This window comes from Streptomyces sp. NPDC004327, assembly GCF_042873935.1.
Classification (GTDB): Bacteria; Actinomycetota; Actinomycetes; order Streptomycetales; family Streptomycetaceae; genus Streptomyces.
Genome location: NZ_JBIAME010000003.1, coordinates 149,785 through 162,949, shown reverse-complemented (window position 1 = coordinate 162,949; position 13,165 = coordinate 149,785). Strand labels below are relative to the sequence as shown.

Genomic DNA, 13,165 nt, shown 5'->3' with positions numbered 1-13,165 from the left:
TCTTCAGCAGACGGTCCGGGAGCCACGGGTCACGTGGTGCTTCCTCAGGGCATTCGGTACACACGTGAGCCTCAGTAGCGGTAGTGGTCCGGCTTGTACGGGCCCTCGACCGGAACGCCGATGTACGAGGCCTGTTCGGGGCGCAGCTCGGTGAGCTTCACGCCGAGGGCGTCGAGGTGGAGCCGGGCGACCTTCTCGTCGAGGTGCTTCGGCAGCGTGTGGACGCCGACCGGATACGCGTCCGTCTTCGTGAACAGCTCGATCTGGGCGAGGGTCTGGTCCGCGAAGGAGTTCGACATCACGAAGGACGGGTGGCCCGTCGCGTTGCCCAGGTTCAGCAGGCGGCCCTCGGAGAGGACGATCACCACCTTGCCGTCGGGGAAGGTCCAGGTGTGGACCTGCGGCTTGACCTCGTCCTTCACGATCCCGGGGATCCGGGCCAGGCCGGCCATGTCGATCTCGTTGTCGAAGTGGCCGATGTTGCCGACGATCGCCTGGTGCTTCATCCGGGCGATGTCGGACGCCATGATGATGTCCTTGTTGCCCGTGGTGGTGATGAAGATGTCGGCGGTCTCGACGACCTCCTCCAGCGTCGTCACCTGGTAGCCGTCCATCGCCGCCTGGAGCGCGCAGATCGGGTCGATCTCGGTGACGATGACCCGGGCGCCCTGGCCGCGCAGCGACTCCGCCGAACCCTTGCCGACGTCGCCGTAACCGCAGACCACGGCCGTCTTGCCGCCGATGAGGACGTCGGTGGCCCGGTTGATGCCGTCGACGAGCGAGTGGCGGCAGCCGTACTTGTTGTCGAACTTCGACTTGGTGACGGCGTCGTTCACGTTGATCGCCGGGAAGAGGAGCGCGCCCTCGCGGTGCATCTCGTAGAGGCGGTGGACACCGGTGGTGGTCTCCTCCGTCACGCCGCGGATGCCGGACGCGATCGCGGCCCAGTCGAGACCGGTCCGGCCGAGCAGCTCCAGGACGATCCGGAACTCCTCGTTGTCGGCGGTCGACGGGTCCGGCACGGCGCCGGCCTTCTGGTACTCCACACCCTTGTGGACGAGGAGCGTGGCGTCGCCGCCGTCGTCCAGGATCATGTTCGGGCCGTCGGCGCCCGGCCAGGTCAGCGCCTGCTCGGTGCACCACCAGTACTCCTCCAGCGTCTCGCCCTTCCAGGCGAAGACCGGGATGCCGGCGGCGGCGATCGCGGCGGCGGCGTGGTCCTGGGTGGAGTAGATGTTGCAGGACACCCAGCGGACCTCGGCGCCGAGCGCGACCAGCGTCTCGATGAGGACGGCGGTCTGCACGGTCATGTGCAGGGAGCCGGTGATCCGGGCGCCGGCCAGCGGCTGCTGCTCGGCGTACTCGCGGCGGATCGCCATGAGCCCCGGCATCTCGTGCTCGGCCAGCGTGATCTCCTTGCGGCCGAACTCCGCCAGACCGATGTCGGCAACCTTGAAATCGGTGAAGTCAGACACGTGCGAGGCTCCTTGAGGCGTGGATCGATCTGTGGATTTCGAGGGCCGCGGTGCTCTTGTTGAGCGTGATGTAGTGCAGGCCCGGGGCGCCCTCGTCGAGCAGCCGCAGACCCATCGCGGTCGCGTGCTCGACACCGGTCCGGTACGCGGCGGCGGGGTCGTCCTTCGCCGCCTCCAGCCGGTGGGCCAGGTCCTCGGGGAAGGCCGCGTCCGACAGCTCGGCGAAGCGGCGGATCTGCCGGACGTCGGTCGCGGGCATGATCTCCGGAATGATCGGGGTGTCGCAGCCGGCGGCCGCGACCCGGTCGCGCAGCCGCAGGTAGTCCTCCGGGTCGAAGAACATCTGCGTGATGGCGTAGTCGGCGCCCGCCCGGCACTTGGCGACGAAGTGCGCGAGGTCGCTCTCGGGGCCCGCCGAGCGCGGATGGCCCTCCGGGAAGGCCGCCACGCCGATCCGGAAGTCGCCCAGCGACCGTACGAGCTCGACGAGTTCGTACGCGTAGGTGAAACCGTCCGGATGGGCCGTCCAGGTCCCGCGCGGGTCGCCCGGCGGGTCGCCGCGCAGCACGAGGACGTCCCGGACACCGGCGTCCGCGTAGGCGCCGATGATCGCGCGGAGCTCGGCGACCGAGTGGCCGACGGCCGTCAGATGGGCGACGGGCCGCAGGGTGGTCTCGGTGACGATCCGCTTGGTGACGTCGATCGTGCGGTCCCGGGAGGAGCCGCCCGCGCCGTACGTCACGGAGACGAAGTCCGGCGCGAGGGCCTCCACGCGGCGGATCGCGTCCCACAGGGTCTGCTCGCCCTTGTCGGTCTTCGGCGGGAAGAACTCGAACGAGAAGGTGGGGGATCCGGGGGTCGGATTCACAGGCGTCGGCCTCCCGCGTTGAAGTAGCTCGCCTCGGGGTGGTGGACCACGAACGCATCGGTCGACTGCTCGGGGTGCAACTGGTACTCCTCCGACAGCTCCACGCCGATCCGCTCCGGCCGCAGCAGCTCGGCGATCTTCGCCCGGTCCTCCAGATCGGGGCAGGCCGGGTAGCCGAGCGAGTAGCGGCAGCCCTGGTACTCGGTGCGCAGCATGCCGTCGATGCCGGCCGGGTCGCCGCCCGCGATGCCCCACTCCTGGCGCACCCGGCCGTGCCAGTACTCGGCCAGGGCCTCGGCCAACTGCACGGACAGGCCGTGCAGTTCGAGGTAGTCGCGGTACGAGTCGGCGGCGAACAGCCGCGCCGTCTCCTCGCCGATCCGCGAGCCGACGGTGACGACCTGGAGGCCGATCACGTCGATCTCGCCGGAGTCCTCGGAGCGGAAGAAGTCGGCGAGGCAGAGGCGGCGGCCCCGCTGCTGGCGGGGGAAGCTGAAGCGGGTCCGCTCGCCGCCGTCCTCGTCGAGGATGATCAGGTCGTCGCCCTTGGACACACAGGGGAAGTAACCGTGGACGACGGCCGCTTCGAGGAGGCGGTCCGTCTGCAGCCGGTCCAGCCAGCCGCGCAGCCGCGGCCGGCCCTCCGACTCGACGGTCTCCTTGTCCTTCAGGCCCCACTGGCCCTTGAACAGGGCGCCCTCGTCGAGCCAGGAGGCGTACTCGGCGAGCTGGATGCCCTTGACGACCTTCGTCCCGAGGAACGGCGGCTCCGGTACGACGTTGTCGGAAGCCACGTCGGAGCGGCCGGCCGGCTCGGGCTCCCGCACGTCGAGCGCGGGCGTCGCCTTCTTCGGCACCCGGCGCTGCTTGAGCTCCGGCAGGCTCGCGCCCGGCACACCGCGCTTGACCGCCATGAGGGCGTCCATCAGGCGCAGGCCCTCGAAGGCGTCGCGGGCGTAGCGGACCTCGCCCTGGTAGATCTCGTGCAGATCCTGCTCGACGTACGCCCTGGTCAGGGCCGCGCCGCCGAGGATCACCGGATACCTGGCGGCCAGGCCGCGGCCGTTCAGCTCCTCCAGGTTCTCCTTCATGATCACCGTGGACTTCACGAGCAGGCCCGACATGCCGATCACGTCGGCGGCGTGCTGCTCGGCGGCCTCCAGGATCGCCGACACCGGTTGCTTGATGCCGATGTTGACCACGTTGTAGCCGTTGTTGGAGAGGATGATGTCGACGAGGTTCTTGCCGATGTCGTGGACGTCGCCGCGCACAGTCGCCAGGACGATCGTGCCCTTGCCGTCCGCATCCGTCTTCTCCATGTGGGGTTCGAGGTAGGCCACCGCGGTCTTCATGACCTCGGCGGACTGGAGCACGAACGGCAGCTGCATCTGCCCGGAGCCGAACAGCTCGCCGACCGTCTTCATGCCGTCGAGCAGGATCTCGTTGACGATCTCCAGGGCCGGCGTGGTCTCCAGGGCGGCGTCCAGATCGGCCTCCAGGCCGTTCTTCTCGCCGTCGATGATCCGCCGCTTGAGGCGCTCGTCCAGCGGCAGCGCGAGCAGCTCCTCCGCCTTGCCGGCCTTCAGGGACTTCGCCGTCGCGCCCTCGAAGAGTTCGAGGAGGCGCTGCAGCGGGTCGTACCCCTCCCGCCTGCGGTCGTAGATCAGGTCGAGCGCGACCTCGACCTGCTCCGGCTCCAGGCGCGCGATCGGCAGGATCTTCGACGCGTGCACGATCGCCGAGTCGAGCCCGGCCTTCACGCACTCGTCGAGGAAGACCGAGTTGAGGACGATCCGGGCGGCCGGGTTGAGGCCGAAGGAGATGTTGGACAGGCCGAGCGTCGTCTGGACGTCCGGGTGGCGCCGCTTCAGCTCGCGGATCGCCTCGATCGTGGCGATGCCGTCCTTGCGGGACTCCTCCTGGCCGGTGCAGATGGTGAAGGTGAGGGTGTCGATCAGGATGTCCGACTCCCTGATCCCCCAGTTCGCGCCCAGGTCGGCGATCAGCCGCTCGGCGATCTCCACCTTCTTCCCGACGGTACGGGCCTGGCCCTCCTCGTCGATCGTCAGCGCCATCAGCGCCGCGCCGTGCTCCCGCGCCAGGCCCGCGACCTGCGCGAACCGCGAGCCGGGGCCGTCACCGTCCTCGTAGTTGACCGAGTTGACGACCGCGCGGCCGCCCAGCTTCTCCAGGCCGGCCCGCAGCACCGCCACCTCGGTCGAGTCGAGGACGATCGGCAGCGTGGACGCGGTGGCGAAGCGGCCGGCCAGCTCCGCCATGTCGGCGACGCCGTCCCGGCCCACGTAGTCGACACACAGGTCGAGCATGTGCGCGCCCTCGCGGATCTGCTCGCGCGCCATCTCCACGCAGTCGTCCCAGCGGCCCTCCAGCATGGCCTCGCGGAACTTCTTCGAGCCGTTGGCGTTCGTCCGCTCGCCGATCGCCAGGTACGAGGTGTCCTGGCGGAACGGCACATGGCTGTAGAGCGACGAGGCGCCCGGCTCGGCGGCCGGCGTGCGCACCGGCACGGCCGCGCCGCGCACCCGCTCCACGATCTGCCGCAGGTGCTCGGGCGTCGTACCGCAGCAGCCGCCGACCAGCGCCGGGCCGTAGTCGCGGACGAACGCCTCCTGCGCGTCGGCGAGCTCGGCCGGCGACAGCGGATAGTGCGCGCCGTCGGAGGTCAGCACCGGCAGGCCGGCGTTCGGCATCACCGAGACCGGGATGCGGGCGTGGCGGGACAGATAGCGCAGGTGCTCCGCCATCTCGGCCGGGCCGGTGGCGCAGTTGAGGCCGATCATGTCGATGCCCAGCGGCTCCAGGGCCGTCAGCGCGGCGCCGATCTCCGAGCCCAGCAGCATGGTGCCCGTCGTCTCGACGGTCACCTGCACGATCACCGGCAGGTCGAGCCCCAGGGAGTCCAGGGCCCGGCGGGCGCCGATGACGGCCGCCTTCGTCTGGAGCAGGTCCTGCGAGGTCTCGACGAGCAGCGCGTCCGCGCCGCCCCGCAGCAGCCCCTCCGCGTTCTGCTGGAAGGCGTCCCGCAGCGGCTCGTACGTGACGTGCCCGAGGGTCGGCAGCTTGGTGCCCGGGCCCATCGAGCCGAGCACCCAGCGCGGCCGGCCGTCGACGGCCGTGTGGGCGTCGGCGGTGTTGCGGGCGATGCGCGCGCCCGCCTCCGACAGCTCGTACACGCGGTGCTCGATGCCGTACTCGGCGAGCGCCGCCAGGTTGGCGCCGAACGTGTTGGTCTCCACCGCGTCCACGCCCACCGAGAAGTAGGCGTCGTGCACGGAGGCGACGATGTCGGGACGGGTCACGTTGAGGATCTCGTTGCAGCCCTCCAGACCCGTGAAGTCGTCCATGGTGGGGTCGGCGGCCTGGAGCATCGTGCCCATCGCCCCGTCGGCCACCACGACCCGGGTGGCGAACTCCTCGCGGAGCGAGCGCCTGGCGCGGTCCGTCACGTCAGCCCCCTCAGATGCGTCATGAGCGTGGCCGTGCAGCCCACCCCGTACGTCGTCCTGATGCGGTCGATCAGCGTGTCCCGGTGCAGCCGGTACTCCTGCGTCCCCACGTAGTCGAGGACGGTGGCCGCCACCGCGCAGCCCAGCTGGGCCGCGCACTTCTCCGGCACGCCCCACAGCGTCCCGGCGAGGAAACCGGCCCGGAAGGCGTCACCGACGCCCGTCGGGTCGACCACGCCCGCCACCGGCACCGCCGGCACCGCGAGCGGCGCCCGGCCCTCGCCGCGGATCCGCACCCCGGCCTCGCCGTGGGTGGTGACCCACGTGCCGACGCGGCGCAGCACGTCCGCCTCGGACCAGCCGGTCTTCTCCTGCAGCAGGGCGGTCTCGTACTCGTTGGTGAACAGGAACCGCGCCCCGTCCACCAGCTCCTTCACCTGCCCGCCGTCGAGCCGCGCCAGCTGCTGCGACGGGTCGGCGGCGAAGGGGACCCCGAGCTCGCGGCAGGTGCGGGAGTGCCGCAGCATGGCCTCGGGGTCGTCCGGTGAGACCAGGACCAGTTCCAGGCGCCCGGTCCGGGCGATGACGTCCCGCAGGTCGATGTCGCGGGCCTCGCTCATCGCGCCGGCGTAGAACGTGGCGATCTGGTTCTGCGCCCGGTCGGTGGTACAGACGAACCGGGCGGTGTGGAGCGACTCGCTGACGCGCACCGAGTCGGTGTCCACACCGTGGTCCTTGAGCCAGATCCGGTACGGCTCGAAATCGGCGCCGACCGCGCCCACGAGAGCGGGGCGCAGGCCGAGCACACCGAGTCCGAAGGCGATGTTCGCTGCCACTCCGCCGCGCCTGACCTCCAGGTTGTCGGCGAGGAACGACAGGGAGACCTTGTCGAGCCGGTCGGCGATCAGCTGCTCGCTGAACCAGCCGGGGAAGGTCATCAGATGGTCGGTCGCGATGGATCCGGTGACAGCGATTCGCACGGATCAGCCCCCCGTGACCTCTCGCGCGGCCTTGCCGAGGGCCTCGGCACGGTCGGTCCGCTCCCAGGTGAACTCCGGCAGCTCCCGGCCGAAGTGCCCGTACGCCGCGGTGGCCGCGTAGATCGGGCGCTTCAGGTCCAGGTCGCGGATGATCGCGGCCGGCCGCAGGTCGAAGACCTGGGACACGGCCTCCTGGATCGTCTCGTCCGGGAGGGTGCCGGTGCCGAAGGTCTCGACGAAGAGACCGACCGGCTCGGCCTTGCCGATCGCGTACGCGACCTGCACCTCGGCACGGCGGGCGAGGCCCGCGGCGACGATGTTCTTCGCCACCCAGCGCATCGCGTAGGCGGCCGAACGGTCCACCTTCGACGGGTCCTTGCCGGAGAAGGCGCCGCCGCCGTGGCGGGCCATGCCGCCGTACGTGTCGATGATGATCTTCCGGCCGGTGAGGCCGGCGTCGCCCATCGGGCCGCCGATCTCGAAGCGCCCGGTCGGGTTGACCAGGAGCCGGTAGCCGTCGGACTCCAGGGTCACGCCCTCCTCGACGAGCTCCTTGAGGACGTGCTCGACGACGTACTCGCGGACGTCCGGCGTCAGCAGGCCCTCGACGGATATGTCGGCGGCGTGCTGCGAGGAGACGACCACCGTGTCGAGGCGGACCGGCTTGTCGCCGTCGTACTCGATGGTGACCTGGGTCTTGCCGTCCGGCCGCAGGTACGGCACGGTCCCGTTCTTGCGGACCTCCGTCAGCCGGCGCGACAGCCGGTGCGCGAGCGCGATCGGCAGCGGCATCAGCTCGGCCGTGTCGTCGCAGGCGTAGCCGAACATCAGGCCCTGGTCGCCGGCGCCCTGGGCCGCCAGCTCGTCCTCCACGCCTTCGACGCGCGCCTCATGCGCGGTGTCGACACCCTGCGCGATGTCCGGCGACTGGGCGCCGATGGACACCGACACGCCGCAGGAGGCGCCGTCGAAGCCCTTCGCGGAGGAGTCGTAGCCGATGTCGAGCACGGCGTCGCGCACCAGCTGGGCGATCGGCGCGTACGCGGAGGTGGTGACCTCGCCGGCGATGTGCACCTGACCGGTGGTGATCAGGGTCTCCACGGCGACGCGGGAGTGCGGGTCCTGGGCGAGCAGGGCGTCCAGGACGGTGTCGCTGATCCGGTCGGCGATCTTGTCCGGGTGGCCCTCGGTCACGGACTCCGAGGTGAACAGGCGGCGGCTCATGCCTGGACCTCCACGCGGTCCTCGGCGGTCTTCGCGAAGAAGTGCTGCTCGATGGCGCCGAGCGTGCGGATGGAGTCGACCTCCAGGGTCTCCATCTGGATCGAGGTGCCGCTCTCCTGCTCCAGGAGGAAGACGAACTCGACGAAGGACAGCGAGTCGATGAGACGGTTCTCGATCAGGTCGAGGTCGGCGGCGATGTCGTCGCGCTCGGGGTGACGCTCGAGGATCCAGTTCTTCACCGTCTGCAGGCCGTCGGCCATGATGCTTCTCCTCTTTAGCTGCTGCTGCTTGCGGAAGGGGTGGGGGCGGAAGGGGTGGGGGCGATGATCGGCGCGGCGACCGCGACCGCGTAGTCCACGTCGTGGCTGATGGACACGGTGATCTCGGAGATGCCGGACTCCTGGGCCATCTCCGCGGCGGGACCGCGCAGCTCCACGAGCGGCCAGCCGCCCTCGGAGCGCCGTACGACGATGTCCGGCCAGGGCAGGAACCTGCCCCTGACCCGTAAGGTCTTGAAGGCCGCTTCCTTGGCCGCGATCCGGCCGCACAGGCTCAGGACGTCGAGCCCGCTGGCGGTGCGGCAGTCGTCGAGTTCGCCGGGGGTGAGCATCCGCTCGAAGAACTTCTCCCCGTACTGCGCGAGAAGCCTCTTCACGCGGTTGACGGACACGATGTCCATGCCGAGGTTCGCCCAGCCCAGGCCGCCCGCCGGCGGGGCGACGGGACGGGCCGGCACGTCAGATCACCGGCCCGGCCGCGAGACTCGCATCGGTGCGCATGCGGGCGTTCGCGTCGAGGACCGCCTCGGTGGCGGTCTCCCAGCTGCCGTGACGGCGGGTGAGCGCCGACAGCCAGCGCTCCAGACCGAAGGCGACACAGCTGGTGAAGGCCGGACCGCCGGTCGACTCCAGGGTGATGTCGCAGCGGTCGCCGAAGAAGTTCCGGTGCGTGTTGACCGAGGCGATCGCCAGGTCCTCGTACAGGAACTCGTGCTTCACCGGCGTGAGCCGCTGGAGCAGCGCCTTGGAACCGCCCTTGTCGAAGAACGGGTCGCAGGCGGCCTCCTTGCGCAGCGGCAGGTCGAGTGCCGTGGCGAAGGCGTGGATGCGGGCGGTGAAGTCCGCGAGGTGGTTCTCGGCGTGGCGCTGCGCGCCGATGGCCACGATCTCCCGCATGCGGAAGCCCAGTTGGCGCCGCATGCCCTCGTAGTGCGTCTCCTTGCGGAAGCACCACGAGCAGATGGTCACCAGGTGGTCGTCGGCGACCTGGGTGCCCTGGTGGGTCAGGTAGACGGCGTAGCAGGACGCCGAGGGCAGTCCGAGCTCGGCCGGCTGGAGGGCCTCGGTCGGAAAGCGGCCGGTGTCGGTGGAGAAGGGCGCGGCCGCGCGGCGCTCCAGGTCGAGCGGGGCGGCGACGACGGCCTGGTGGGGGAAGTTGTCGTAGTAGTCGAGCCGGGCCAGGTCTGCGGCCGGGAGCAGCGGGGGCATCGTCATGGTGCGGGCACCCGCGGTCACCCCCCAGCCCTCGAAGGTGTCGTCGAGGAGCCGCAGCAGGCGGGTCCCCTCCGGGCCGAGCGTGGGCAGGCCCCTGGTCGCCCCGGTCGCCCCGACGGTGGCGGGGGTGGTCACGGTCATGGTCGGTTCACCTCTCAGGGTGGGTTCGCGCTCTCGGCGCGCGCTCAGGACCGGTTCTCAGAGGACGGGGAGGCTGTCGTCGGAGAAGATGCCGGTCTTCAGGAAGAAGGAGAGCGGCTTGCGGATCGCCTTGCGCTCGTGGGCGCGGCGGCCCTGGTCGGCGATCAGCGAGTTGCGCAGGGCCAGCGGGTCGGGAATGCCGGCGTCCTTGTACACGTGCGGGTTGTACAGCGAGTTGATGCTGTAGACCACGTAGCGCTTGAGGTACGCCTCGACCTCGCGGACCCGCTCGGCGGGGACGGCCTCGCACATGCGCTGGAAGAGCAGCGAGACCAGCTCGCGGCCGAAGGCGATGTGCCGGGACTCGTCCTGGTGGTGGATGCGGTTGACCTCGCGGATGGTGTGGCAGAGGGAATCGTCCTTCGCCATCCGGGAGTTGTAGTGGTCGACCAGCTCCTCGAAGAACAGGATGCGGGTGAAGACCAGGAAGTTCTCGACCTCGGGCTCCCAGGCGGCGTCGGCGCGCATGGCGGTGGAGCCGTAGATCTTGTTGCCGTAGCGCCGGCAGAACTCGGAGAAGAACCACATGTGTTCGTTCTCCTCGCCGATGAAGTGGTGGAAGAAGTCCGAGGGGACCTCGAAGCCGGGCATGTGGATGCGGCCGACGACCTCGATGAGGAGCTCGCGGATGCCGTGCACATTGAGGCTGTAGAAGTTGACGGACTCCCACTTCGACAGGCGCTGAAGCGTTTCCTCGCCGAGGGTGTCGAAGTGCTCGGTGCCGTAGACGGTGAGCAGCTCCGGCGTCATCCAGTACCGGTTCTCCTCCAGGCTCTCGGGCCACTGGAAGGTCTGGTACGGGTTGTAGTAGTCCTCGACGGAGCGCTCGCTGAGCCGCTCCAGGACCTCCATGAACCGGTCGGTGACGGGCAGGGCGGCAACGCCCATGATCTCGCTCCTTGGTCGTTCGGAGTGGGCTACGGGCGGACTTCGTAGACGGCGTTGACGGGCGTCTCGGTGGCGCGCCGCCAGCGGGTGAAGCCGGCCTCCTCGGCGATGGCGCGGAACGCCTTCTCGCCGGAGTGGTTGCCGAGGGCGTGCGGGCCGCGCTGGGCGACGGCGACCGGCAGGCACATCACGGCGGACAGGGCCATGAACATGCGGGCGGCCGGGGTCTGGGTGTCGATGTCGGCGGGCGAGACGTTCGACTCGACGAGCATCCAGGTGCCGTCGGCGTCGAGCGAGCCGAGCACGTGCTGCGCGGCGGCGACCGGGTCGCCCATGTCGTGCAGGGCGTTGAAGAAGCAGACCAGGTCGTAGCCGCTGCCCGGGTAGTCGTCGGCCGAGGCGACCTCGAAGACGACGCGGTCGGACAGGCCGGCCTCCTCGGCGAGCTGGCGCGCGATGCTGATGGCCTCTTCGGAGTAGTCGAAGCCGTGCACGGTGGCGTTCGGGAACGCCTTCGCGATCAGCAGCGTGGTGTGCCCGACGCCGCAGCCGACGTCGGCGACGGTGCCGCCGGCGTTCAGCTTGTCGGTGACCTGGTGCAGGGCCGGCAGCCAGTCCGGGACGAGCTTGTGCTCGTACGTCGGCTGGAAGAAGGAGCCCATGCCGGTGTCGAGCGCCGCGTCGTGCTCGGCCCAGCCGACGCCGTCGCCGGACCTGTACGCCTCGACGAGCAGGTCCTCGGTGGCGTACAGCGCCTTCAGCGCGGTGAAGAAGCCGGCGGCGAAGGTGACGGCGGTGGGGTCGGCGAGCACCTCGACGTGGTCGGCGGGCAGCGTGTACGTGAGCGAGCTCGGGTGCCGCTCCACGTACCCGGCGGAGAGCTGGGCGTGCAGCCACTCCTCGATGTACCGCTCGTCGGTGCCGGTCTTCCCGGCGAGCTCGCCCGCGGTGAGCGGGCCGTGCTCGGCGAGGGCCTTGTAGAGGCCGAGGCGCTCGCCGAGGGCGACGGTCAGACCGCGCACGGCCGCGCCGGCGTCGGTGATGACCTTCTGGTGGAAGTCGTGGGCGCTCATGCGGCCACCTCCTGCTGGCTGGTCGGGAGGTCACACGTGAAGAGGAAGGAGCGGGGCACGCGCGGGACGGAGCGCGCCGGGACCGGGTAGGGCCAGCGGTCGAAGTGGGCGCCGGGCTCACCCGGCTGCTTCACCTCGCGCACGTCCCAGCCGCAGTCGGCGAGCAGCGCCTCGGGCTCCTCGGTGCCGAAGAGCCACGGGTTGCCGTCCTCTTCCAGCGCCTTCATGAAGGAGCGGGCCAGCGGGTTCTCCAGGGCGGCCCGGGAGATGACGTCGCCGAGCAGCACCGAGCCGGGCGCCGCGTGCGCGGCGAGCAGCGAGATGAGGGTCCGGACGGCCTGCTCGGGCAGGAAGAACAGCAGGCCCTCGACGACCCACAGGACGGGCTCGTCGCTCTTCCATCCCGCCTCCTTGAGGGGGCCGGTCCAGTCCTGGGTCAGGTCGACCGGGATCGGGACCCGGGTGCGGCCGGCGGGCTGCGGCTCGTCCTTCAGCATCTCCGCCTTGGCCTCCAGGAGCGCCGGGCGGTCGAGCTCGTAGACGGTGACGCCGTCGGGCCACGGCAGCCGGAAGAAGCGGGTGTCCATGCCGGCGGCGAGGAAGACGACCTGCCGGATGCCGCGCTCCTCCACCGCCTTGACGATGGCGCGGTCCAGGTAGGTGGTGCGGATGGCGAGGAACGGCACGGTGCCGCCCCCGGCGTAGCGCTCGAGCAGTTCGAAGCCGATCCGGTCGGCGACGGTGCGCGCGTAGGGATCGGCGAACAGCCGGTCCTCGCGCTCGGTCTCCAGGGCGCGCGCGGCGGCGGTCCACTGGGCGGTGCGGGATACGGCCTCCACAGGAGGTCCCCCTTCGGTGATAGGTGAGGCGGGTTTCGGACGGCCGTGCTCAGTCGCGGGACCGGGGCTCTGCGGTCACGCGCTCATGGCCACTGCGGGCTCGGTCTCCACGACGCCGGCGGGGGCGCTCCGCCGGGCGGAGCGGCAGCATCCGGACGGGTCCGCGGCCGCGGGCATCGACGACGGACGACCGGCCTCGGACCCGGCGGGACGGCGCCGGAAGATGCTGTGCAGGATCATGCTGAACACGGCCGTCCCGTCGGCGGCCACCAGCGTGCACCGCGGCTTGACGGTGCCGGTGGTGGGGTTGAACGGCGACGGCGTGACGCCAAGGATCTCGACGCGCGCGGTGAGGACGTCCCCGGGGCGCACGGGCCGCAGATAGCGGACCTCGTCGATGCCGGGCGAGCCCATGCAGGCGCTGTAGGCGAGCAGTCCGTCGACGTAGCGGCGCATGAACATCGACTGGGTGTGGAAGCCGCTGGCGATCAGCCCGCCGAACTGGGAGTCCTTGGCGAGCTCGGGGTCCGTGTGGAAGGGCTGCGGATCGAAGCGCCTGCCGAACTCCAGCACCTCCTCCGCCGTGACGGTGACGGTGCCCAGCTGGTGGACGTCGCCGGGCCGGAAGTCCTCGAAGTAGCGCATCTCGCGCCCCCC

12 protein-coding genes are annotated in these 13,165 nt (G+C 70.6%); all 12 read right to left on the bottom strand.

Annotated elements, in window-relative coordinates:
- Positions 1–71: 71 nt before the first annotated feature.
- The 12 genes from ahcY to ACFYU9_RS11160 all read right to left on the bottom strand — a co-directional run bounded on the left by ahcY (position 72) and on the right by ACFYU9_RS11160 (position 13,153).
- Positions 72–1,475, bottom strand: coding sequence for an adenosylhomocysteinase (ahcY, locus tag ACFYU9_RS11215; protein WP_389205108.1), 1,404 nt, complete (start codon positions 1,473–1,475; stop codon positions 72–74).
- Positions 1,468–2,343: a methylenetetrahydrofolate reductase [NAD(P)H] gene (metF, locus tag ACFYU9_RS11210; protein ID WP_389205109.1), complete on the bottom strand. Its 876-nt coding sequence runs from the start codon at positions 2,341–2,343 to the stop codon at positions 1,468–1,470. The genes ahcY and metF overlap by 8 nt, the downstream gene beginning before the upstream one ends.
- Positions 2,340–5,810, bottom strand: a complete 3,471-nt coding sequence (metH, locus tag ACFYU9_RS11205) for a methionine synthase (RefSeq protein WP_389344292.1) — start codon at positions 5,808–5,810, stop codon at positions 2,340–2,342. The genes metF and metH overlap by 4 nt, the downstream gene beginning before the upstream one ends.
- Positions 5,807–6,790, bottom strand: coding sequence for a carbohydrate kinase family protein (locus tag ACFYU9_RS11200; RefSeq protein WP_389344290.1), 984 nt, complete (start codon positions 6,788–6,790; stop codon positions 5,807–5,809). The genes metH and ACFYU9_RS11200 overlap by 4 nt, the downstream gene beginning before the upstream one ends.
- Before the next feature lie 3 nt (positions 6,791–6,793).
- Complete coding sequence (metK, locus tag ACFYU9_RS11195; protein WP_389344288.1) at positions 6,794–8,014, bottom strand: methionine adenosyltransferase; 1,221 nt, start codon at positions 8,012–8,014, stop codon at positions 6,794–6,796.
- Positions 8,011–8,274, bottom strand: coding sequence for a phosphopantetheine-binding protein (locus tag ACFYU9_RS11190; protein ID WP_389205113.1), 264 nt, complete (start codon positions 8,272–8,274; stop codon positions 8,011–8,013). The genes metK and ACFYU9_RS11190 overlap by 4 nt, the downstream gene beginning before the upstream one ends.
- Before the next feature lie 14 nt (positions 8,275–8,288).
- A complete protein-coding gene (gene acpS / locus ACFYU9_RS11185) occupies positions 8,289–8,750 on the bottom strand; it encodes a holo-ACP synthase (protein WP_389205114.1) in 462 nt (153 codons plus the stop codon).
- Position 8,751: 1 nt separating this feature from the next.
- Positions 8,752–9,648: a hypothetical protein gene (locus tag ACFYU9_RS11180; protein ID WP_389205115.1), complete on the bottom strand. Its 897-nt coding sequence runs from the start codon at positions 9,646–9,648 to the stop codon at positions 8,752–8,754.
- A 57-nt stretch (positions 9,649–9,705) separates the two neighbouring features.
- Positions 9,706–10,596, bottom strand: a complete 891-nt coding sequence (locus tag ACFYU9_RS11175; protein ID WP_389205116.1) for a diiron oxygenase — start codon at positions 10,594–10,596, stop codon at positions 9,706–9,708.
- 29 nt (positions 10,597–10,625) lie between these two features.
- Positions 10,626–11,669 (bottom strand): methyltransferase domain-containing protein, encoded by a 1,044-nt coding sequence (locus tag ACFYU9_RS11170; RefSeq protein ID WP_389205117.1) that lies wholly within the window; start codon positions 11,667–11,669, stop codon positions 10,626–10,628.
- Entirely contained in the window at positions 11,666–12,508 is an 843-nt protein-coding gene (locus ACFYU9_RS11165; RefSeq protein ID WP_389344287.1) for a class I SAM-dependent methyltransferase, read from the bottom strand. The genes ACFYU9_RS11170 and ACFYU9_RS11165 overlap by 4 nt, the downstream gene beginning before the upstream one ends.
- Before the next feature lie 75 nt (positions 12,509–12,583).
- Positions 12,584–13,153 carry a MaoC family dehydratase gene (locus ACFYU9_RS11160; RefSeq protein ID WP_389344285.1) on the bottom strand — a complete coding sequence of 190 codons (570 nt, stop codon included), beginning with the start codon at positions 13,151–13,153 and terminating at the stop codon, positions 12,584–12,586.
- Between the last annotated feature and the right edge of the window lie 12 nt (positions 13,154–13,165).

Coding starts and splice junctions, on each gene's coding strand:
- ACFYU9_RS11190 (WP_389205113.1), bottom strand. CDS start 8,274: ATGGCCGACGGCCTGCAGACGGTGAAGAACTGGATCCTCGAGCGTCAC.
- ACFYU9_RS11180 (WP_389205115.1), bottom strand. CDS start 9,648: ATGACCGTGACCACCCCCGCCACCGTCGGGGCGACCGGGGCGACCAGG.
- ACFYU9_RS11175 (WP_389205116.1), bottom strand. CDS start 10,596: ATGGGCGTTGCCGCCCTGCCCGTCACCGACCGGTTCATGGAGGTCCTG.
- ACFYU9_RS11160 (WP_389344285.1), bottom strand. CDS start 13,153: ATGCGCTACTTCGAGGACTTCCGGCCCGGCGACGTCCACCAGCTGGGC.
- ACFYU9_RS11170 (WP_389205117.1), bottom strand. CDS start 11,669: ATGAGCGCCCACGACTTCCACCAGAAGGTCATCACCGACGCCGGCGCG.
- metK (WP_389344288.1), bottom strand. CDS start 8,014: ATGAGCCGCCGCCTGTTCACCTCGGAGTCCGTGACCGAGGGCCACCCG.